Origin of the sequence: Pasteuria penetrans (genome assembly GCF_900538055.1) — a bacterium.
GTDB lineage: Bacteria > Bacillota > Bacilli > Thermoactinomycetales > Thermoactinomycetaceae > Pasteuria > Pasteuria penetrans.
On sequence record NZ_UZAC03000001.1, the window covers coordinates 2,125,276 to 2,146,897 of the forward strand.

The 21,622-nt window shown below is 47.8% G+C and carries 17 protein-coding genes, 1 tRNA gene and 1 pseudogene; 7 read left to right on the plus strand and 12 right to left on the minus strand.

The annotated features are described in order from the left end of the window. Positions 1 to 2 precede the first annotated feature (2 nt). The 6 genes and pseudogenes from mraY to PPRES148_RS08675 all read left to right on the plus strand — a co-directional run bounded on the left by mraY (position 3) and on the right by PPRES148_RS08675 (position 7,237). The gene (gene mraY, locus PPRES148_RS08650) at positions 3 to 1,028 is read left to right on the plus strand and encodes a phospho-N-acetylmuramoyl-pentapeptide-transferase (protein ID WP_149454305.1); all 1,026 of its coding nucleotides are present in this window, start codon (positions 3 to 5) and stop codon (positions 1,026 to 1,028) included. A 16-nt stretch (positions 1,029 to 1,044) separates the two neighbouring features. Beyond that, entirely contained in the window at positions 1,045 to 2,490 is a 1,446-nt protein-coding gene (murD, locus tag PPRES148_RS08655; protein WP_149454109.1) for a UDP-N-acetylmuramoyl-L-alanine--D-glutamate ligase, read from the plus strand. Between the two features lie 86 nt (positions 2,491 to 2,576). Continuing rightward, a pseudogene (ftsW, locus tag PPRES148_RS08660) lies at positions 2,577 to 3,668 on the plus strand (putative lipid II flippase FtsW); the annotation flags it as partial. A 109-nt stretch (positions 3,669 to 3,777) separates the two neighbouring features. After that, on the plus strand, positions 3,778 to 4,941 hold the full coding sequence (gene murG / locus PPRES148_RS08665; protein ID WP_149454110.1) for an undecaprenyldiphospho-muramoylpentapeptide beta-N-acetylglucosaminyltransferase: 1,164 nt from the start codon (positions 3,778 to 3,780) through the stop codon (positions 4,939 to 4,941). After that, positions 4,928 to 5,872: a UDP-N-acetylmuramate dehydrogenase gene (gene murB, locus PPRES148_RS08670; RefSeq protein ID WP_149454111.1), complete on the plus strand. Its 945-nt coding sequence runs from the start codon at positions 4,928 to 4,930 to the stop codon at positions 5,870 to 5,872. The genes murG and murB overlap by 14 nt, the downstream gene beginning before the upstream one ends. Positions 5,873 to 6,154: 282 nt before the next feature. Then, a complete protein-coding gene (locus tag PPRES148_RS08675) occupies positions 6,155 to 7,237 on the plus strand; it encodes a hypothetical protein (RefSeq protein WP_149454112.1) in 1,083 nt (360 codons plus the stop codon). Between the two features lie 214 nt (positions 7,238 to 7,451). Here the strand turns inward: PPRES148_RS08675 and PPRES148_RS08680 are convergent, their stop codons facing one another. The 11 genes from PPRES148_RS08680 to PPRES148_RS08730 all read right to left on the minus strand — a co-directional run bounded on the left by PPRES148_RS08680 (position 7,452) and on the right by PPRES148_RS08730 (position 18,341). Next, a complete protein-coding gene (locus PPRES148_RS08680; RefSeq protein WP_149454113.1) occupies positions 7,452 to 9,212 on the minus strand; it encodes a hypothetical protein in 1,761 nt (586 codons plus the stop codon). A 929-nt stretch (positions 9,213 to 10,141) separates the two neighbouring features. Continuing rightward, on the minus strand, positions 10,142 to 11,368 hold the full coding sequence (locus PPRES148_RS08685; protein WP_187820886.1) for a 3-dehydroquinate synthase family protein: 1,227 nt from the start codon (positions 11,366 to 11,368) through the stop codon (positions 10,142 to 10,144). Positions 11,369 to 11,411: 43 nt separating this feature from the next. Next, complete coding sequence (gene aroC / locus PPRES148_RS08690) at positions 11,412 to 12,647, minus strand: chorismate synthase (protein WP_149454115.1); 1,236 nt, start codon at positions 12,645 to 12,647, stop codon at positions 11,412 to 11,414. Positions 12,648 to 12,662: 15 nt separating this feature from the next. Then, positions 12,663 to 13,082 carry a nucleoside-diphosphate kinase gene (ndk, locus tag PPRES148_RS08695; RefSeq protein ID WP_149454116.1) on the minus strand — a complete coding sequence of 140 codons (420 nt, stop codon included), beginning with the start codon at positions 13,080 to 13,082 and terminating at the stop codon, positions 12,663 to 12,665. Positions 13,083 to 13,114: 32 nt separating this feature from the next. Continuing rightward, positions 13,115 to 14,089 carry a polyprenyl synthetase family protein gene (locus PPRES148_RS08700; protein WP_187820887.1) on the minus strand — a complete coding sequence of 325 codons (975 nt, stop codon included), beginning with the start codon at positions 14,087 to 14,089 and terminating at the stop codon, positions 13,115 to 13,117. Beyond that, complete coding sequence (locus tag PPRES148_RS08705; RefSeq protein WP_223128015.1) at positions 14,086 to 14,952, minus strand: menaquinone biosynthetic enzyme MqnA/MqnD family protein; 867 nt, start codon at positions 14,950 to 14,952, stop codon at positions 14,086 to 14,088. The genes PPRES148_RS08700 and PPRES148_RS08705 overlap by 4 nt, the downstream gene beginning before the upstream one ends. Beyond that, positions 14,952 to 15,551, minus strand: coding sequence for a UbiX family flavin prenyltransferase (locus PPRES148_RS08710; protein ID WP_149454119.1), 600 nt, complete (start codon positions 15,549 to 15,551; stop codon positions 14,952 to 14,954). The genes PPRES148_RS08705 and PPRES148_RS08710 overlap by 1 nt, the downstream gene beginning before the upstream one ends. 179 nt (positions 15,552 to 15,730) lie before the next feature. Next, positions 15,731 to 16,690, minus strand: a complete 960-nt coding sequence (locus PPRES148_RS08715) for a UbiA-like polyprenyltransferase (protein WP_149454120.1) — start codon at positions 16,688 to 16,690, stop codon at positions 15,731 to 15,733. Beyond that, positions 16,611 to 17,411 (minus strand): ubiquinone/menaquinone biosynthesis methyltransferase, encoded by an 801-nt coding sequence (locus PPRES148_RS08720; RefSeq protein ID WP_149454121.1) that lies wholly within the window; start codon positions 17,409 to 17,411, stop codon positions 16,611 to 16,613. Before PPRES148_RS08720 ends, PPRES148_RS08715 begins: the two co-directional genes overlap by 80 nt. 21 nt (positions 17,412 to 17,432) lie before the next feature. Then, positions 17,433 to 18,074, minus strand: coding sequence for a heptaprenyl diphosphate synthase component 1 (locus PPRES148_RS08725; protein WP_246142976.1), 642 nt, complete (start codon positions 18,072 to 18,074; stop codon positions 17,433 to 17,435). A gap of 193 nt (positions 18,075 to 18,267) precedes the next feature. Further along, positions 18,268 to 18,341 (minus strand) — tRNA-Pro (locus PPRES148_RS08730). An 861-nt stretch (positions 18,342 to 19,202) separates the two neighbouring features. On the opposite strand from PPRES148_RS08730, the gene PPRES148_RS08735 reads away from it, so the two are divergent. After that, positions 19,203 to 19,943 (plus strand): gamma-glutamyl-gamma-aminobutyrate hydrolase family protein, encoded by a 741-nt coding sequence (locus PPRES148_RS08735; RefSeq protein WP_223128016.1) that lies wholly within the window; start codon positions 19,203 to 19,205, stop codon positions 19,941 to 19,943. 558 nt (positions 19,944 to 20,501) lie between these two features. On the opposite strand, the gene PPRES148_RS08740 is transcribed toward PPRES148_RS08735, so the two are convergent. Beyond that, entirely contained in the window at positions 20,502 to 21,599 is a 1,098-nt protein-coding gene (locus PPRES148_RS08740) for a transposase (RefSeq protein ID WP_149452658.1), read from the minus strand. Positions 21,600 to 21,622 lie beyond the last annotated feature (23 nt).

The following is a 21,622-nucleotide window of genomic DNA, read 5'->3' on the forward strand; positions in this document are numbered from 1 at the left end:
TGATGGGCGGTTTTGATATCAAGATATCCTGGATACCTTTGGTAGTTGCATTTTCGCTGCTTGTTTTGTTGGGGCCCCTATTCATTCCTATTCTCCGTCGGCTGCGGGTGGGGCAAAATATTTTGCAGGAGGGGCCTCAGAGGCATCATCAGAAAGCGGGCACGCCGACTATGGGTGGTGTGCTTATCATATTGGTATTCATAATTACCGTGCTTTTTTTTAGCGGTTATTTGTGGTTTTACCGTGGTCAGGTATTGGCCATGGGGGATTTATCCTTTTTGATGTTTGCCATCCTGAGTTATGGCCTGTTGGGTCTTGCGGATGATTATATTAAGATAGCTAGGCATCGCAACCTGGGTCTTACTGTACTGCAAAAAATTATTGGCCAATTGTTCATAGGGTTGATTCTTTTCATTGTGTTATTAGAGGTTCGTTCGGGGGGGTCTGGTCAACCCATTTATCGTTTGCCAGCGATTCCTCCTATTCTTTCCGAACCAGTGGATTTGAATTTTTCCTATCTTATTCTTCTTTTACCCGCCATAATTGGTACGGCCAATGCTACCAACCTAACGGATGGGCTAGACGGTTTGTTATCGGGCACGGCTGCCTGCTCCTATGGTGCCTATGCTGTGATTGGTGCAATAGACCACAATCCTACGGTCGTGATTCTATCATTAGCAATGGTGGGTGCCCTACTGGGGTTTTTAGTATTCAATACCCACCCCGCCAAGATCTTTATGGGGGATACAGGCTCAATGGCTGTGGGTGCTGGAATTGCTGCATTGGCCGTGATTACACGTACAGAGTTGTCATCCCTGCTTATTATCGGTGGCGTATTCATAGCCGAGGCCTTATCCGTGTTGGTTCAGGTAGTCTCCTTTCGCTTCCGTGGAAAACGGGTTTTTCGTATGGCACCCCTTCATCACCATTTTGAGTTGGTTGGTTGGAGTGAGTGGCGTGTAGTGGTTACATTTTGGATCATTTCCTTTTTACTAGCTGTATTGGGTGTCCTAGTTAAGGTGTTTTAGTGAAGGTGGAATCAACGTGAAACATGGAGAGGACCGCGATCACGCTGGGAAAGAAGTTACTGCAATGTTAGCCCGGGCTATAGAGCTATGGAAGAACCGTCGAGCGCTGGTTATTGGTCTATCCCAAAGTGGTACGGCTAGTGCTAGATTGCTAACTTTCCTGGGTGCCCAAGTGCGAGTGACGGAGCAGCGTCCCCTATTGGCTTGTCCAGAGGCAAGATCCCTGCAGGCATCATGCGATGTCGAAATTCTCTGTGGTGGACATCCGCTTTCCGTTCTAGAAGGTATGGACGTTGTGATTAAAAATCCGGGTGTCCCCTATCGATTACCCCTCGTACGAGAGATTTTGCGACGTGGTTTACCCATGCTCACCGAGATCGAGGTGGCATCTTCACTCCTGCAGGTTCCCCTTCTGGCGGTAACGGGGAGTAATGGAAAGACCACCACGGCCACATGGGTTCATCATATGCTGGAAAATGAGAGTTGGGATATTGTAGTAGCTGGTAATGTAGGATGTCCTTTGGTAGATGTGGTCCATCGGGTTTTTTCCGAAGGGAAGGATGTTCCGGATGCTGTCGTATTGGAAGTGAGTAGTTTTCAGCTCAAGGGAACACGGGGTTTTCATCCCAAGGTGGCGGCTCTGCTGAATGTTTTTCCTGCCCATCTTGATTACCATGGTACAATGGCTGATTACAGCAAAAGCAAGGAAAGCATCTTCATGAACCAAACGAAAGAGGATACAGCTGTTTTGCCTGCATTGCCGCAACTCTGTGAGTTACTTCCTGATTTGGCAGCCCGGGTTCCTGCTAAGGTTGCTTGGTTTGGTGCGGATGTGGAGGGTCCAGGTGCCTTTACGCGTGCGGGTACCCTATGGTTACGACATCAGTCGGGCAAAGAGGAGCGGCTGATCGAGCGAGAGAAAATTCGTTTGCAAGGTGATTTCAATATCTATAACGCCCAAGCGGCTACTGTAATCGCTCATGCAGCAGGTTGTTCTACAGGGGCGATTATGAAATCCCTGGCCACCTTCAAGGGTGTTCCCCACCGGTTGATGCATGTTGCAACGATTCAGGGCGTCCGCTACTATGATGATTCCAAGGCTACCAATGTGACAGCAGTACGGAACGCTATACGGGCTCTTCAGGGTCCCATTCTTTGGATTGCAGGTGGCGTGGACCGAGGGGAGGATTTTGCATCTCTCGGTTCGCTGTTGAACAGACGATTGCGTTGTATGCTGGCCTATGGTCAGGCCCAATCTGTTTTGTTAAGACGAGCGGAAAAGATCGGTTGCACGGCCTATGCTGTAATAGATGTCCAGGAGGCAGTGGTTCGGGCTCATAGTTTGGCACAGGATGGTGATGTTGTTTTGCTTTCCCCAGGCTGTGCAAGTTGGGACCGTTATACCTCCTTTGAGGAACGTGGCAGGGTTTTCCAGCAAGCTGTGCATCGATTGTCTCGTTGACACATACATTCTGGTAGCTTGTCGCGCTATTGCCCTTTGTGGGAATGAAGGGCAGGAAGGTTCTTGTGGTGCGGATCCCGGGGTGAATGTCTTTGCAGGTGCGCGGACGTACGGGTTTTGACATGTTGTTGGTAGGCGTTATCATTGCATTGTTACTGATTGGTGTAGTGATGGTGTACAGTGCCAGTGCTGCGTTGGGTTTGCATAAATATGGAGATGCCTTCTATTTTGCCAAACGGCAAGCCCTCTTTGCATTCATCGGTGTCATCGGGATGTTTTGCGTGGCTAATCTACATCCTCAGTATTTTTATCGCCTTGCCTGGCCCATCTTATTGGGCTGTGTAGTACTCCTATCGGTGGTTTGGATTCCTGGGGTGGGGATCTTTCGCAATGGTGCACGCAGTTGGCTCGGTGTGGGATCATTTAGCATCCAGCCGGCGGAGTTTGCTAAATTGGCCCTGATCAATTTTTTGGCCCACTATGTATCAGTAGATAGGGGCCGTCTTTACTCCTTCTGGCGCGGCTTTCTCCCCTCGCTAGGATTGATTTCGTTTATTTTTGGTTTGATTATGTTGCAACCTGACTTGGGAACGGGCACCGTCCTGGCAGGTACAGGTTTTGTACTTTTGTTGGCCGCAGGGGCGCGGTGGATGCATCTAGGGAGTTGTATTCTGTTGGGTCTTATGGGTTTTATAGGGCTTGTTCTGGCAGCACCTTATCGAATTCAGCGCATTGCTGCCTTTTTAGATCCATGGCAGGATCCCCTAGGGGCCGGATATCATCTGATCCAATCCCTCTTTGCCATTGGTCCTGGTGGATTGTTGGGTTTAGGTCTGGGTATGAGTCGGCAAAAGCATCTTTATTTGCCCGAACCACATACGGATTTTATATTTTCCATATTGGCAGAAGAAACAGGTTTCGTGGGGGGTTCTGTTATCCTGATACTCCTAGGCCTCTTCGTTTGGCGTGGATTGAGGATTGCCCTGCGACAAAATACATTGTTCGGTAGTTTATTAGCTGCAGGAATTACAATCATGATTCTACTACAGTCACTGCTCAATATCGGTGTAGTGACAGGTATGTTTCCGGTTACAGGGGTCACACTTTCTTTTTTGAGTTATGGCGGTTCCTCATTGACGTTGACATTGTTGGCGGTGGGTATTTTGCTCAGCCTCTCCTGTCAACCCCGCTGGTTCGTTACGATGGGTACGAAAGATGGGCATGCGGTTCTACAAGGGGAGAGACGTTTCCGACGGACCCTAAAGGGTGGAAAGGAAGAGAACGACGATGCGTCGTATTGCTTTGACTGGGGGCGGCACAGGGGGACATATTTATCCCGCCTTGGCTTTGGCACGTTCATTGTATCAACGATATTCCGACGTACAGGTTTTGTATCTTGGTGCACAAAGGGGTTTGGAGACAAAATTATTAGAAAAAATTGACTTGCCGCTCGAGTTGCGCACCTTAGAAATCTGCGGGTTGAGTCGCCCCAGAGGTATGGGGAGGATCATTCCTAGTATTGGTCACAATGTGCTGGCCATTTGGAAGTTTGTTCTGGCCACCCAGGTTGCTAAGAAGCATTTAGCGGCCTGGGAGCCCGAGGTGCTCATTGGAACAGGAGGTTATGTAAGTGCACCAGCAATTTATGCCGCCCATGCATTGCAGATTCCTGTTCTGTTGCATGAGCAGAATACCCATCCAGGTTTGACGATTCGTCTTCTCTCCCGCTACGCCCAGGCAGTGGCAATCAGTTGGGAGGAGACAAGGCGTTTTTTTCCTAGGGTTCGGAAAGTAGTATTGACAGGTAACCCAAGGGCTACCGAGGTAATCGATGCTAATGCAGCGGAAGGGCGGCGAAAGTTGCGTTTGCCTGGTTCCGCATCTCCTTTGGTGGTTTTTGTGGGGGGAAGCCAGGGATCGCTACGGATCAATCAGTCTGTGCAGTCCCTTTTACCGCGTTGCAAGGAGCGTTTTGGGGTTAATTTTGTTTACATTACAGGGGACCGTTACCATGAGAAAGCCAAACGATGTTGGGAGGAGGTGGGTAGTCCATCCAATATAGCGGTTGTTCCTTATGTGCACCATATGCCTGACCTCCTGGCGGCGACCTCCCTCGTAGTTGCGAGGGCTGGAGCCACGACACTGGCAGAGGTAACCTCCCTGGGTTTGCCCTCTATTCTAATTCCCTCCCCGATAGCAGCCAACGATCATCAGATGACAAACGCTCGTCTGTTGGAAAGAGGGGGTGCTGCCCTTGTAGTACCTGACGCCGAATGTACAGCAGATCGTTTATGGACACTGATGGAAGAGGTTTTAGGGGAACCGGCACGTCAAAAGGCTATGCGTCAGGCATCTAAGGCTTTGGGGCATCCCTATGCGGCTATTGCCGTTATGGACCTCCTAGAAACGTTGTTGAAGAACAGAAAAGAGGGTACTAATGGCCGCCCATGAATATGATCTAAAGGGTTGTTGTGAGGCTTTTCATAGGAAGTGGGGTCTCAAGATTCTTTACCAGGAACCCTTGGCTTCCTATACATCATGGAAAATCGGTGGGCCGGCTGATGCTCTGATTGTCGTCGAGTCTGAGGAGCAGTTGATGGAAATAGTACCTACCCTTACTCAGTATGGAATACCGTGGTTCGTTTTGGGCCGCGGTTCTAATGTACTCATACGTGATGGTGGGTGGCGTGGTGTTGTAATCCAGTTGGGTGCCCACCTCGCTAAAATTTCCGTGGACGGATCCCATATAAGGGTAGGTGCTGGCTGTTCCCTCGTTCGTTTGGCTTTGACCACGGCCCGACAAGGTTGGACGGGCCTGGAATTCGCGGCGGGAATTCCGGGAAATGTGGGTGGTGCTGTTTTTATGAATGCAGGGGCACACGGTAGTGAGATTGCTGATGTTTTGATCCATGCAAGGGTCGTAAATCCCCAGGGTGAAATGATGGCATTTACTAGAGAACAACTTACTTTTCGCTACCGTTTCTCCTGTTTACAGGAGGGCGTTCAGCAGTATATAGTGGTGAGTGCTGATTTTCAGTTGCAGCCCGCCGAGGCTGGGCATTGTTTGGCTCGTATTGCTGCCTATAAGGAATATCGGCTGCGGACACAACCTATCTCTGATCCCTGTAGTGGTAGCGTGTTCCGTAATCCGCCGGGCGACTACGCAGGTAGGTTGATCGAGGCTGCTGGGTTGAAGGGACACCAGATTGGTGATGCACAGGTTTCCCCCCTGCATGGTAATTTTTTTCTCAATCGTGGTTCGGCCACTGCCGCTGATATGCTAGCGTTGGTGGATCATGTTCAAGGGGTTGTGGCTGAGAAATTTGGGAGAGATCTGGTACCGGAGATCCGGGTACTAGGACAGGATTCTATTCTATTCTAATGGGTTGTTGAGTTTAAAATAGCATTTGATTAAAAATGGTACTGTTGGGGATCCCCCCAAGGAGTAGGTCTATCGCTGGAGATACCGTGCTTGTGGTTGTCCTCTATTTAATCTTTCATTTTGTAAATATTGTGATCCCTAGTCTCCACAGTTATGCCGAATGAAGTCACTATATTTTTCATGCTGTTTTCATTAAAATATATTATTATCTTATTCATGTATCTGTTATAATGAATTTGTAACAGTAATAAGTGATAGACAATTTAGGGAGGTTTGTATGTAGTGAACGGTAACCACAAAAGAATATCAATATTTATAATATCATCATTTTTATTAACTGGTATGTTCATCACTGACGTGGCAACGGCGATGGATAATCCTAATAATCATCAACAACAGCAGTGGGACTTAAATAATGATGAATTTATGAGAACCTATCTTTTAGATCAGCAGCCATCAGCTCCTAGCTATACACAGCAACAACCACCAAACTATAATTATCCACAACAGCAGCTACAATATCAGCAGCCATCAACTTCTAATTATCCACAGCAGCTACAACATCAGCAGCCACCAACCTATAATTACCCACAGCAGCTACAACATCAGCAGCCACCAACCTATAATTACCCACAGCAGCTACAACATCAGCAGCCATCAACTTCTAATTATCCACAGCAGCTACAACATCAGCAGCCACCAACCTATAATTACCCACAGCAGCTACAACATCAGCTAAAACCTGCTGGACGTATTACTAAGGAAGAGAGAAAAGCACTTATAAATGAGTACCATGATGCCAACAAAAATGGCAACAAGATCAGCCGGAGAGATTTTGCTGCTCAAAAGGGTATCAAGCCTGGTACTTTCAACGGTTGGGTGTGGAGTGAGAAAAAACAAACTGGAATGCCTCTAATAAAACCTGCTGGACGTATTACTGAGGAATGGAGAAAAGAACTTGTAAATGAGTTCCTTGATGCCAACAAAAATGGCAACAAGATCAGCCAGAGAGGTTTTGCTGCTCAAAAGGGCATCAATCATAATACTGTCAAAAATTGGGTGCGGAGTGAGAAAGAACAAGCTGGAATGCCTCTAATAAAACCTGCTGGATATACTGAGGAAGAGAGAAAAGCACTTGTAAATGAGTTCCTTGATGCCAACAAAAATGGCAACAAGATCAGCCAGAGAGGTTTTGCTGCTCAAAAGGGTATCAAGCGTAATACTTTCAACGATTGGGTGTGGAGTGAGAAAAAACAAACTGGAATGCTTCAACAACCGCAAGGGGGGGAATCGCTAGCGATTCCCCGAGGTCAAGGTCACCGTTATCATCGCCCGGAGGAAGGTCACCGTAACCGCGGTTTGTAACCTGCTACCTACGTAATTATTAGAAAAAATTGACTTGCCGCAAGAGGTGAAGGGTTTGCCTGGTAGTACCGTAAGGTAACAAAACGGAAATTTTGTTACCTTTGTTGCATTGCAACGAGGACAAAAAAAGGACCCCTACTACGGGGCCCCGACACCGAATTTGGGATGCAATTTGGGATGCATCTGGGATGCAAAAGAGCAAGTACTATCAAAACTATGTTGCTGCCTTAGTTAATTTTCTTAATTTCTCCAGTTGTTCCAGTTGTTGCTGCAGTTGTTGCAACTCTGGGTGTTCCCTCAGTTGTTGCTGCAGTTGCTGCAGTTTTTGCTGCAGTTCTTGCTTCTGTTGCTGCAGGTGTTGCTGCTGTTGCCCCAGGTGTTCCTTCTGCTGTTTCCACGATTGCTCCAGGCGTTCCTTCTGCTGTTTCGGCAGTGGTACTACCCCCAGCTCTTTCTGCTTTTCTTTCTGCTCTTGGTACTGCTGTTCCCCCAGTTCTGTATACTGCTGTTTCATCTGGTCCTCCAGTGTTTTTATTTGTTCCTTCAGTGGTTTCTGCAGTTGTTCTCGCAGTTGTTCTATTTGTCCCTTCACTTTTTTTACTTGTTCTGTATTCCGCCGCGACCACCACGTAGAGGCCTTAGAAGGATCTTTGCCCTTTTCGCGAGCAAACTCATGCACAGAGAAGGACTCTTTGTTATTTTTTTGGGCATCATGTAATTTTTCTAATAATTTTTCTAAAAATTCTTCCCTCTCTTTGGTACGTTCTTCCTTCTCTTTCTTACGTGTTGATGCATTCTGTGGCTGCTTCGACGAAGTTGATGGTTGTGATGTATCCGACGTTGGTTGTGATGTATCCGATGTGGATGGCTTCGAAGCCGAACTATTCCCCTGTTGTATATCCGGGGTGGGTTGTTGTTGCCCATCATCTATCCACTTGGGCCAACTTATGGGGCTCGGGGGGTTCAAGCTGTTCTGGTTTTGTTGTTGTATACCATCATCTATCCACTTGGGCCAACTTATGGGGCTCGGGGGGTTCAAGTTGTTCTGGTTTTGTTGTTGTATACCCGACGTTGTTGTTGCGGTGGGTGGTAGTAACCCCGATTTGTCTAGGTATTCCTGCCACCACCCCTTGGCCAACTCAACACCTATGCCCTTTTTTCTAGCAAGATCATTCAGATCGATCTTTCCCCCACTTTCAGATAACTCTTTTGGTAGATTTTTTAAAAAATCGGCTTTTTGCAAGGCCTGTTGTATACCCGATGTAGATGGTTGATCAGTGGGTGGTGACTTTTGCTCTTTTTGTCTTTGCTCTTTTTGTTTCTGCAACCACTGATGGGCCGTACTAGTAGTTATGCCACTTTCGACAGCAAAGTTAAGAAGATCCATAGGAGGGATATCTTTGCCATTTTCTAGGTCATCAGAGTATTTACTTAGTAGTTTTTGCTCTTGGTCTTCCTGAACCCACCCAGCGGCTATATCAGGATCTGTGTTACTTTCGTTAGCAAACTGACGCACATTGGTCGCTTCGCCATTTTTTCGTTTCTCAGAAAAATTTTTTAAAAATTCTTTTTTATGTTCCTCACTATATCTACTATATCCAGATCCAGTACGTGCGGTCTTTTCCCTCCCTGAACTACCCCCTACACCATCTATAATGGTATTGATATTATCATTGGTATTTATCGTATTTGTTGATCCACCTTTCCTTTTCATAGGAGACCTTTTTTCCCTAAGTCTACCATGTTCAAGATCGTTTTCCTTATGTTGCTGCTGGGGGACAGAGGATGTTGGGGAAGGTTGTTCCACATCCGTACTATTCCCATGTGGAGGCAACGAATACGGGGATGACAGATTCTGGATATCGGGCCCGGCTAGCTTCTCTGGCGGGGAAGCTGCAGATTTATGGTAAGGGCCCCATAAGGTAGGAACGATAAAAAATATTGCGAACGCATATCTCTTATTTATTTTATTCATTTATTGCCTCCATATTTTAAAATCTATCTAAATATAAAAGTTCAAATATGAAAGGGAGACAGAGCACTCTGTGTTCGGCAGCGTGTGTGATGAAGGATTGATTGACCCTTTATATCCTTAATTGATATATCTACCCGCCAATTATATCCTTATTTTAAATGGAAAACAACCCGTGCTGCTAATTCCCCCGTGCTGCTAATTCCATTGTCTGAAACAATGTGTAACCTAGAAAATCATAGGGCTGGCATCTCAGCCAACCCTCTCACAGAACCACACGTACTACTCTCGCATTATGTGGCTCTTATGATGATCCCATAGGATTTTCCCCATTTAAAAAACACCATTCTGGTGTCACGTTCTTCGTACCTTCCTCTGCTGCGTTCTATACGGGTTTCGATCCCATGTTGCCTGGTCCAACTTGTGATCATCTCCTTATCGCAATTGTGCGTCCGGATCCTATCCTTAGAACGAAGTCATGGAGGACGAACCACCTACCCCTACTGTCCTGGCGACATCCGGTGCACAGATGGAATAAATCTGATGTAGGCCCTCATGGAGAACCACGAGAGACTCTTAGCCCTTTACACCTGGCTTAGGGCCAGGTGTAAAGGGCTAAGAGTATACCGATCAAGAAAGGGCTTCCGTGAACGGAGTCGGATCAACTCATAGTAGTGAAGAAACCCTTGTAATGGGGGTGGAGCGAAGGGGTTGAATGGTCTACCTGGGGACCAGCCGACGTACAATCCGAAGCGTTGTCGGAGGACCTCATACCATCACTGCGGGAATCGAAGAAATCACCCTCTTCCCTGAGGATACCGCAACATCCAAAATGGTGAAGTATACAAGACAATCCACTAATCATATTATACTAGAAATAAAAAATATTAAAATTATTAATAAAAATTATAAATAAAAAACGGAACCCATCCTCACAACCCATCATCCCCTATAGCAGCGGTTATGGGTAGCACAATCGACGAACCATGCTCCCGATTCACGGAGGATCCCTTTCCTTCTCCTCCCAGTTTTTCTATAATTTCATCTTTCCTCTCATGATCAACCCCGGGTACGGATGCGAAAGCAATCCGAACATCTTCCTCTGGCACATTCTTCACCAGCATGGCGGGGGAATTCAAACTTTGCAAACCTACAAAAGTATAGGATCCATCGCGAGTCTTACGATCACGACGAAGGGCAGCTAGCATAGCCTCTTCATCGACGGGATAGAGCAGGGAAACAGGCAACTCAAACCCGATCAATATTTCCTTAACACGTTGTACCTCAGCCGCAGACATATTCAACACCCGCTGACTAAGAACAAGTTCCATTTGCAGACCTAGGGATAAAGCATCGCCATGCATATAACGATACCCAGAGGTTACTTCCAACGCATGGGAAAAAGTATGCCCTAGATGTAGAAGAACCCGTTGCCCTCGGGTTTCCTGAACATCCCTCTCGATATAACGTCGCTTAATTTGCATACTTCGCACAATTGCTTTAGGAACCAGATCATCCTGGGGATCGAGGAGGGAGAGCCTGTGGGCCCACAACCAATTGAGAAAGGTCGGTTCTACCAATAAGGCATGCTTGATCATCTCGGCATAACCGGAACAGAAAACCGGTCGCGGTAGCGTTGCTAACCAAACCGTATCGAAGACCACTAACTTGGGGCTGTGAAACGCACCAAGCATGTTTTTGTTATTTTCATGATTGACTGCCACCTTCCCGCCCAAACAACTATCATGGGCTAACAAGGTGGTCGGTACGCACACCCAGGGAATACCTCGTAAATAAATGGATGCTAGAAAACCAGCAAAATCACTCACCCTTCCCCCACCAACAGCAACAATACAACAGGTGGGATCCAACGGTATACCCGCGGCCACCTGTGCAGCAACAGTTAGATTCTCAAGATTCTTTCCCTCCTCCCCGCAAGGCATTATCCATATCTCTATCTCCCATCCATCCAACCAGGATGCGACACGTGTCCGCCAGATATTGGCCACCGCTGGGTCAATAATGGCCAGACAACGACGCGAGGAAGAGCATCCCGTCTCCACCATATAGCGATGCAAATTTTCTCGTATTCCTTGTCCCAACAAAACACGCGAAGCACCACAATAACCATCCCATTCTAACCGGTTCACATCCCCCACCCCTTTGACTATCTCCCCTGTCCTCATATTCTTCACCACTTCTTCACCACACACGAGTCCTTGAACGATAACGCTCTACCTGATCCCTTAACTCATACATGGTATCAGCAGGGAATTTATTCAGTAGGGCACACGCTACCTCCCAAAGAACCACGTGCTCCACAACTACACAGGCCGCAGGCACGGCACAAATATCGCTTCGTTCCAAAGTAGCTCGGGTGGATTTTTTTGTCTCCACGTTCACACTCCGTAGCGGCTGGTATAGTGTAGGCAAGGGTTTCATAACCGCACGCAAAACGAGGGGTTCCCCCGTCGTCATTCCCCCTTCTAACCCACCAGCATGGTTACCAACACGATGAAACCCTTGCCCCGCGGACCAAAGAATCTCATCATGCACAACGGAACCAGACAAACCCCCTAGGGCAAAACCCAAGCCGAATTCGACTCCCTTAATGGCTTGCACACTGAGAACAGCCTGCGCAAGCCTGCCCTCCAATTTACGATCCCATTGCATACAACTCCCTAACCCCACGGGAATTCCATCCACACGAATTTCAAGTACCCCCCCCAACGTATCGCGAGAACACCTTGCTGTGTCAATGGCCTCCATCATTCGATCACTCGTAACATCATCAACACACCGGACAGGCGAGGCTTCCGATCGGGAAAAAATCTCTGAGGAATCCAACTTGCACACAGGGGCAACAACGGTCCCAATTTGTACTACATGACCAACAGATTCGATTCCGCAGTACGCCAATAACACACGGGCGATCGCCCCCGCAGCCACCCGTACTGCTGTTTCACGAGCACTGGACCGCTCTAGAACATGGCGTAGATTGCGGTGGTTATATTTCATTCCCCCCACTAAATCCGCATGTCCAGGTCTGGGGCAGGAGACCTTTCGCTTTATCCCATGTCTGGATTGGGGATATCCGTTTCCTTCCTCGTGCCCAGGTTGCGGGGGAAATGGCGCCGGAAAACTCCCCCCCCCTATTGGCTCACTACCCTGATCAACATTCCATATCTTCCGCCAGTAATCACGATTGGCAATCGTCATACCAACGGGGGCTCCCGTCGTAAAACCGTCCTGTACGCCCCCTAAAAATTGTACCTGGTCCTTTTCAATCTGCATACGTCGACTACGACCATATCCAGCCTGTCTACGTTGCAACTGTGCATTGATCATGGCCGTCGACAAGGCCAGGTGACTGGGGACACCATCTACGATGACCATCAGTTGCGGGCCATGCGATTCCCCTGCTGTCAAATAACGCAATTTCTCACCCCACATTCAACCAGAGGGTGAGGAACACGAAAACCATAATGCTAATTCCTCCTGCGCTGTCCCTACTGAATCTGAAGCATGGGCAATGTTATGGTCCATATGGGTCGCAAAGTCACCACGAAGGGTCCCTGGGGGCGCCTCTACAGGATTGGTGGGTCCCAACATCCTACGAACGGCAGCCACTATTTCGGATCCCTCCCAGGCCATGGCGACGACGGGCCCAGAGGTAATGAAACGAATGAGATTGGGAAAAAAGTGTTTCTCACAATGAACCCTATAATGTTGTCTTGCCAGTGACTCCGTAGGCACAAACATCCTGATATCCAACAGAATAAAACCGCGTTGCTCTAATCTGCGGATGATCTCCCCCACGAGTTGACGCTTCACCCCATCTGGCTTGACCATCACAAAAGTACGTTCTTTCATAATCGTTCATCCCTCCCTTTTTGATTACAGTCTCAACAGGTTCTCAACACAACTTGCTGTGCGAGCGCTCGGAGTGCATCATATGCGGGCACACGGGGCAAGGGACTCAATGCTTGACAGGCCCTATGCGCATACCGATGGGCCAAAGCTATCGTATGCCCCACCCCATCTTTCTGATGAATGATATCCAACAGTTGCTCCATAGGGGGGAGGGGTCCCCCACTCTGCAAGTATTTTTCAATCGATTCCCTCATTTTTGTATCGGCTGCCTGCCAAGCACACAGAACGGGCATAGTGACATACCCCCGTTGTAAATCCTGCAGGGCAGGTTTTCCCAACTCAACCTCGTTACCTCGCCAATCGAGGGCATCATCCGCTAACTGAAAAGCCATACCCAACAAACGCCCATAGCGACCAAGGACCCGGATTTGCTCCTCCGATGACTGCACAATCCTGGCTCCCGACCAACAACTACATGCCAACAGAAGCGCAGTTTTTCTTCGTATCTGCGCCAAATAAGAACGCAGACCCACGGGTAGGGAAAACCGCGTGGCCCACTGCACCAACTCCCCCTCGCACATCTGTTGGCTTGTCTTTGATACCATTCTCTCTACATAGGGACAATCGAGGGTGCGAAGCAACGCTATAGCTTTGCCAAACAAAAAATCCCCCGACTGCAGAGCCGTATCAGGACCGAAAACGGCTTGCACACTCCATCGACCTCTTCTTGTAACGGAACCATCTACGATATCATCATGGGCCAGGGTAGCAATATGGATCAACTCCATAACGGTTGCCAACCGGCACACACGCCACAACTCTCCTTCTTCAGAGGCAAAAGAAGCGGACAGCAAAACAAGCGAGGGGCGCAACCGTTTTCCACCGGGGACCAAACGCCGCAAAGGGGGGCCCAGGGCAGGTGCAGAGGCCACAACCTCCATCAGCTCCCGCTCCACTATCTGTATAGCATCCGCAACGGGATGCTGTATACTTTTCCACTGTTTCACAAATTTTCTCCCACAGGTACAAACCACCATGGTGGTATCTTTTCCCCATAACCAATAGATTGTGCTAAACGATAAAAGGCTAACAACCCATCCAGGGTATCGATAGACCATCCAAAATGCAATCCCCTATAATAGTCCATCCACTCAGAGCGACTCATTCCGAAATCCCCCGTCCGTATCACGCTTTCGATTATGCCCTCCTCTGGATCACCAGGCGGCGGAACAGCCCGCTGCCAACACCCTGCTACCTGCTGCGCTATTCGGGGGTCCCGCTCAAAGAAATTACGCCGCATTGCCACCAATCCATACACCATCGGCAACCCTATCCGTTGTTGCCATAGTTCCCCCAAATCTACATAGGAAAACAGCATCCTACGTTTACGAACGATGAGGGCCCTATCACCAATCATCATTGCCACATCCGCCTCTCCGTTTGCCACGGACCGGATAGGATTTTCCTCTACCCTGTAGGTAGGGGATCGATCATAGAAGACCTCTAAGGCAATCCTTGTCAGGACCGCAGAGGTAGAGGACATCTCCGACAACATCACACGGGGTCGGGTTGGCAAGTCCACAAGCGAACGATAATCCACAGAAAGAAAAAAACCCACGGAACCCACAAAACCACGGGAGGCGATGGCTACCTGGGGGATCAAATAGAGGGAGGAAAATTGTTCTGCATAGGCCCAGGAGGAAATCATACTAACGTCGAGATTCCCAGCCGCCAAACACGCATTGAGCTGGGCAGGGGTTTTTATCGACCACTCCCATTCCAAATCACGGCAAACAGGATCATGAGGGAGGCGATCTAGGAGCGGTAAGGAGTTGGCAAATGCCATGGCTCCGCAACGAATCTTGCCCATCACGTCCCTTTCCATTGTGGATATAAATCATGTTCTAAGCCCATAGATTCCAATACCTTCCCAGCCACAAAATTCACCATATCGTCTATATTTCGTGGTTTCTGGTAAAAGGCAGGTATGGCCGGCACTACAACAACCCCCAATTGTGATAATTTGAGTAGGTTTTCTAGATGAATAGAATGTAATGGTGTTTCACGAGGGACAATCACCAGCCTACGTTTTTCCTTCAACATAACATCAGCTACACGATCTATGAGATTCGTGGATAGCCCATGTGCAATCCTCGCCAGGGTTCCCATGGAGCAGGGTACAACGGCCATCCCTGCGCAAACGAAGGAACCTGAGGCTATACTAGCACCGATGGAACGAATAGGATGGTAGACCACCTCACCAGGACAATGTCCATACCGATTTTGCCACACTCCGGCACGATCCGTTACTACCCAGTCGTGTTCCCAACGCAGCACGGCCCATCCTGGATCGGTGACAATAATATGTACCGTATGATGAGCCTGCCGCAAAAGAAATTCCAACACCCGCCAGGCGTAGGGCATTCCACTAGCACCTGTGAGTCCAAGGACGAAATGATGTTTTACCATGATAGGCCCGATTCAATACCCGTGGGAACAACCCTGTCCGACACCAACCCACACCATATCAAATTAGATACCTTGTACATAAAAAACAAAATGATCATCATTCCCAAGCAAGAATGTTAAAAACAGAAAACCGTTCCATCAGATCAAGGAAACCATATGGCGTACCATGACAACCATCCTTAGTAGGATTGCTGTCCGACACCGTGGGGTAGGGACATAGGTCCCCACAAGGATGTTCCTAAAATGATATCCAGGGAGATGCTCAGAAACAACACAATACTCACCCCACCGTTGCAGGGAAAAATGACCGTAGGCCATGCTGTCAATGGCCCACGCCGTATCCAACGATACATCCAACCCATTAAGAACAGGATGATTACCATTCCGGACAAAAATATGGGACGTAGAAAACCCGACCACCAACTCAGAACCAACCAACCCAAAAATACCCCTACATGCAATACCCCAGCGGTTACCACTGCATTGGGGATACCAAAACGGGCCGGTAGAGCATGCAAGCAGGCCGACCGATCAAACTCTGCGTCCGTGCAGGCATATAGGATATCGAACCCGGCCACCCACAACATGACTAGGAGGGCCAATCCATAGGCTGTCCAGCTAAGGGTTCCTGTAGAGGCTATCCATCCACCCAAGGGGGCCATGCCCAATGTAATCCCGAGGAAGAAGTGACACCACCAGGTGAAGCGCTTCGTGTAGGCATAACCAACTAGAAACAAGATGGCTAAGGGACACAGGAAAGCTGCCAAGGAAGGGAGCGCCAACGTTGCAAGTACAAAGAGTACGAGCATCAGGATGGAAAACGTGCGCACAAACCGGACACTCACCTTCCCAGTTGGCAACTCACGATTTTGCGTGCGCGGATTCGTTGCGTCGATTGAACGATCCACCAGCCGGTTCACGGCCATAGATCCACTCCTCGCTCCCACCATCGCCAGGGTGACCCAGGCGAGGATCGACCACGAGGGCAGCTGTCCTGTTGCTGTATAACAACCCAGTATGGTTCCCAAATAAGCGAAGGGCAAGGCAAACACGGTGTGACTAAACCGGATCATACGTAGTACGACTCGCAACTTCGTCCAGGCCACAGTCCGTAGAATTGCCCTGTTCCGTACATTCATGTGAATGTGTCCCCCCGGGTCTTCTTCCGATAAAGAGGGCAGCAACTCCTCCCAACCAGATTCGTGTTTGCAGACCTACTAAGCAGGTATCGCGGGTCAATCTCTTTGCAAATTGATGAGCCGAGGGAAAGGATTGCATGGAACGTGAGAGCCATGTGTAGGGGGATGACTGTCCAATCAGTCTCCCCCCCAGGGATGGAATCAAGCGGAGGTAGGGGTCACAAAGCCACCGCCATCCCACGGTGGTGGCTATATTATGCAACTCCAATATAGCTATCCTCCCCCCGGGGCAGGCAACGCGTATCATCTCGCGAACTACCTGGATGGGGTCCTTCACATTCCGCAATCCAAAACCTACGGTGACACGATGAAAGGTACGATCGAGAAAAGGCAACCGATGTACGTCGCCCAACATCAACCGTGTTCGCTCCGCTACTCCCGACTTCTGCAATCTCAATCTGCCCCGTTCCAACATCCGTGGGCTGATATCCATCCCCACAACATGACCTTGCGTCGCCAGTTGAGCAGAGGCAAGGGTCCACATTCCCGTCCCACAACAAAGATCCAGTATGCGATGCTGTGGGTGAATTTCCAGCCTACGCGTAGCCTCACGCCTCCAATGACGATGCATTCCGAGGCTCAACGCGTCGTTCATGGAATCATAATAGGGCGCGATCCTATCAAAAAGATCACAAATCCTACCGGTATCACGTTGTTCCATACCATTATATCCCCCTATTCATCATCCCGGCGTGGCCACCCACTCCAGCGATGTAGGGGGCTGCGAAAGCACAGAACGCAACTCCTGCTGTACCCACTCGGGTAACGAACGAGCCGCCGCAAGGGCAGCTTGACGTGCATCAGCAGACCGGAGATACAACCCAAGCATGGTTTGTTCCGTGACTTCTCTCCAAACCACTCGACGGGAAGCAGAACTGCACAGATGCGATAAGAGGGGGCACAACAAACCCGCTTGGATTTGAATCACGGAGGCTTTCGAATCGATCAGACGGGACTTATGCAGGGCCTTTGCTTCATTGACCTGGCACACGGCTTCCGACAGTAGGGAAAGGGCATCCAGGGCATCATACTGCACAAGAATTCGATAAAAGAGTGCACTACAATAATCCCCTGTCAAAACCCAGGCAGACCGCTGTGATACCGGCAATTCCTTCACACGATCATGAATGTCGAGTCCCATTTGCAAAAGGGTGGCCGCCCGAGCAATGACTCGACCTTCCGCCGAGGGCCAATTTTGCTCCCGGAGAATGAGCCACAAACACCGCAAGAAAGAGACGGGTACGGGTAGCTTGGCCACTATCGACATCAAAACAGGATATCGTAGGGAAGCCTGCACATCCTCGGCTACCCTCTCCCATGTCATCACAATCCGCACCCCTTATGAAATATATTCCATTCATTATGAGCCAGGCATTCCCTGCGTCTGGCCACATCATGCTTATATTGTAGCCTTACCATGCCAAGGAATGCAATTTTTGAGAGAGACAAAAAAACACAGAAAACCCCAGGCTAGCCCCGCCTATGCGGGGAACCAGGGGTTCATCTTCTACAACCAATCGGGCTAGCCAGATTCGAACTGACGACCTCTTGCACCCCATGCAAGCGCGCTACCAAGCTGCGCCATAGCCCGGAACTGTCCCTACATTTTAAACAAAAGGACAAATCGATGTCAAGGATGTGCTAGGACAAAAGGGTAGAATGGGGGAAATTTCATCCGTTGGAAAACCATTCATCTTAGGTTGAATCCTTGGAACATCGAAATCCCTCCTGGAAATCCATCGGTGACTGCGGTTGTGGAAATAAGAAAATAGGTCAGAAAATAGGGTATGGTGTTTTACGAAAAAAAATGACGGTGAAGTCAGCAATTACCATCTCCATCACGTCATTTTTTATTCCCTAATACTCATTAAAAACTCATTAAAAAATTTTTTTAAAATAACTATTTGGGTTAGAAATTTTGGATTCAAGAGGGGGCTCTCCTTTTCTGGCACATGGAAATAAAACCCAAGAATCTCCATTTTTTGATAGCAAGACAAAGTACCCTCAATCTGTTTCAGTTTTCCATTCAGGAATCACCCCCCCTGAATTCCTCAACCCGTCGTTCCATGGAAGGGTTATGTTTTGGTCCTGGTTTTTAGGGAGAATCCACAAGACGGTTGAAAGACGATCGATTTCCAAGGATGAACCTGTCCACACCACGAATCCCAGATCCATTTCCCATGGGTTTTTGCACGTTATCAATCCAGATCATAGTAAAAACAGTGGAAGTTTAAAATTATTATTTTTTTAAAATATATTATGAAATTACCTGTATATTCTATCCACTTGCGGAATATTTCCTTCTCATGGTACAGTCACAATAAGGGGGTTCTGCTTATTTTTAACGTTTGATAGGGAATATAGGGACAGGGATCTTGAACAAGGAACGATTCGTTCCCCAATAAGTCCCTTTCCACACAGAATAAGCGTTAGGCCAAGGGGGGCGATGGTAATGGTTATCATTGGTTGTACCATGAATTCAACAGGCGAGGAAAGGAGGGCCACCCTTTCCCTGCGACAAAATTATTCTAGAGCTTTGATGGCCCAAGGGGCCCTCCCCTGGTTGCTCCCCTATCTCCAGAACAATGAGTCCCACCTGCATACGATTGTGGAATATTGCGATGGTCTCATGTTGACGGGTGGCGGTGATCCATCCCCTGCTTGTTGGAACGAGGAACCACGTTACCCCATATCAGACGTGGTCCCTGAGAGGGATGAAACTGAAATTCTCCTAATACGGGCTTTTGTAGAAAAAAAGAAACCGATTCTAGCGTTGTGCCGTGGCTGTCAAATGCTAAATATAGCATTAGGTGGTGACATCTATCAGGACATCCCGAGGCAGTATGAGGGTGCTTTGCAACATCGCCAAACCTCTTCTCCTAGATATCTGTGGCACCATATAACAATAAAAACGGGAACCCTATTGTCACGTTGTTATCAACCACCCAGGCAATCCGTCAATTCTGATCATCACCAAGCCATTCGAAAGCTCGCCGAACCACTTGTGGTAACCGCCACCGCCCAAGACGGGGTGGTAGAAGCCGTAGAGGGAAAAGATTCCTCCCATTTCATGGTTGGTGTACAGTGGCACCCTGAATGGACATTCCCAGGGGAAGGGGAATCGGATCGGAAACTCTTCTCTATATTTGTGGAAGAATGCAAAAAGAATAAGGGACCTAAAGCACCCGTATAGAATGGAAACGGGAAGGACCCTGTCCCCCGTTGAATCCCCGAGAGAATATGTATGTATTTGCAGCCAAGGTTCCCTGGTTGATTGAGAATTGCTTCTAAATTGATGTTCCCCCAAGGGGGTCCCAGGGGCGGAACTAAAAATCCCCCCTGGAGGAATGTATACAATCGTTCGGACACTACCCACCCATAAAGGGAAGCCATGGGGCGCTATTACTCCCCAGATCCATAGCTTTCTCTTTTAGAGGGGTGCGAACAGCCCCCTCCTATTTACGTCTATAAGTATTACTACCCAAAAAAATGTTTATTGATATCGATATTTTGTAATAATATTTATAGAAATAAAATATACATATAGTTTATTAAGATGAACATAACAATCTAAAATCAAGGTACCTTCTTGGTACAACCGTCAATGTAATTGGAAATTGCTGCTCATTGGAATTATCCAGTTCATCCCAGGGTTTTTCTTCCTTATTATGTAAAATATTACCATCATAGTGCGTACCGGGATGTTCTGATAGTTTTTTGAAAATTTTAAATTATTAGATCGGTGCCCCCTTCAGGAAATCTGCTGGTAAAAACGTCTACCCGGGGACTTTCTTATGTTTATGTTATTCTTTTTCTGAATCATACTATCAAAACATATAGTCATCATATATGAGACAATTAGCATGAATGCCTGATTATATGACGTTGGTCTATGTTTATCTAGCCCCATTGTATGCTTTAGTATTGTGAAACAATGCTCTCCTGATGAACGTTTTTTCATTAACTCCTTACATCCCTTTGTTTGTAGTCGATAAAAATTCTCCTTTCGCAGTGGACTGGTGATGGAGTTCGGTGTTTTGGCTCTTCTCTTATTATATCCAGCCAGTAATTTCAAACCGTGTTGTTTACATAATTCGAACAGATCATGTACGTCGTAAGCACTGTCTGCTACTAGGCCCCTACATCCTAAGGTTGATATCTCGGGGATCAGTAAACAGGACGCTTCAACCTCGCCTAAATTTGCGGGGCCCATGGCCAATACCAACGGTATTCTGCCGTCCATGGTTGCCACCACGGTTACTCCTATTCCCCTGTGAAAGCCCTTATAGTTCCGAAGGGTGGCCGTATCTTTCGCCCGTCTGCTTGTCGACACAATCACTTGATCCAAGAAAAGATATTTTTCCTTTATTTCCGACAATATAACCTTCTGATCTTCTTCACTAAGAAGTTCTAATAGGTTAAAAATTATTGTTTCTCCGTTTCTTGCAATACATTTTTTAATGTTTTTATCATATAATGATCGACTAAACCCTTTCGTAATCCCTATAATATCTCTTATCATTTTATTTCCATTTATAATATTTATTAATTCCCTTTCACTTTGTAAATTCCAAATAGCCATAACGAAACAGCACAATATCGACACATGGTGATCGATCACACGGGTACGGCTTGACTTCTCCTCATTCGGGAAACCGTAGACCGTGGTAGCTAATGTCTGCAGCATAAGCAGTCGGCTTTTTTCTTCTGCCCCTATGCCCTCATGATCTTCCCAAGGCTGTTCTGAAAGATTGGGTTTCTTTTTCCTCACCTGTTCTCTTCTCTTTTTGCTTTCTAATTTCCCATGAAGATCTGGAAAATTACTTATATCGTCTATGGGATAGGACATCTATATCTACTCCCTTATTTTCA

Excerpts from the sequence above, each read along its gene's own strand:
- PPRES148_RS08725 (WP_246142976.1), bottom strand. The coding sequence starts at position 18,074 with ATGACATGGGAGAGGGTAGCCGAGGATGTGCAGGCTTCCCTACGATAT.
- murG (WP_149454110.1), top strand. The coding sequence starts at position 3,778 with ATGCGTCGTATTGCTTTGACTGGGGGCGGCACAGGGGGACATATTTAT.
- PPRES148_RS08715 (WP_149454120.1), bottom strand. The coding sequence starts at position 16,690 with ATGAATGTACGGAACAGGGCAATTCTACGGACTGTGGCCTGGACGAAG.
- PPRES148_RS08705 (WP_223128015.1), bottom strand. The coding sequence starts at position 14,952 with ATGGGCAAGATTCGTTGCGGAGCCATGGCATTTGCCAACTCCTTACCG.
- PPRES148_RS08735 (WP_223128016.1), top strand. The coding sequence starts at position 19,203 with ATGGTTATCATTGGTTGTACCATGAATTCAACAGGCGAGGAAAGGAGG.
- PPRES148_RS08710 (WP_149454119.1), bottom strand. The coding sequence starts at position 15,551 with ATGGTAAAACATCATTTCGTCCTTGGACTCACAGGTGCTAGTGGAATG.
- murB (WP_149454111.1), top strand. The coding sequence starts at position 4,928 with ATGGCCGCCCATGAATATGATCTAAAGGGTTGTTGTGAGGCTTTTCAT.
- PPRES148_RS08720 (WP_149454121.1), bottom strand. The coding sequence starts at position 17,411 with ATGGAACAACGTGATACCGGTAGGATTTGTGATCTTTTTGATAGGATC.
- PPRES148_RS08740 (WP_149452658.1), bottom strand. The coding sequence starts at position 21,599 with ATGTCCTATCCCATAGACGATATAAGTAATTTTCCAGATCTTCATGGG.
- ndk (WP_149454116.1), bottom strand. The coding sequence starts at position 13,082 with ATGAAAGAACGTACTTTTGTGATGGTCAAGCCAGATGGGGTGAAGCGT.
- PPRES148_RS08680 (WP_149454113.1), bottom strand. The coding sequence starts at position 9,212 with ATGAATAAAATAAATAAGAGATATGCGTTCGCAATATTTTTTATCGTT.
- mraY (WP_149454305.1), top strand. The coding sequence starts at position 3 with ATGGGCGGTTTTGATATCAAGATATCCTGGATACCTTTGGTAGTTGCA.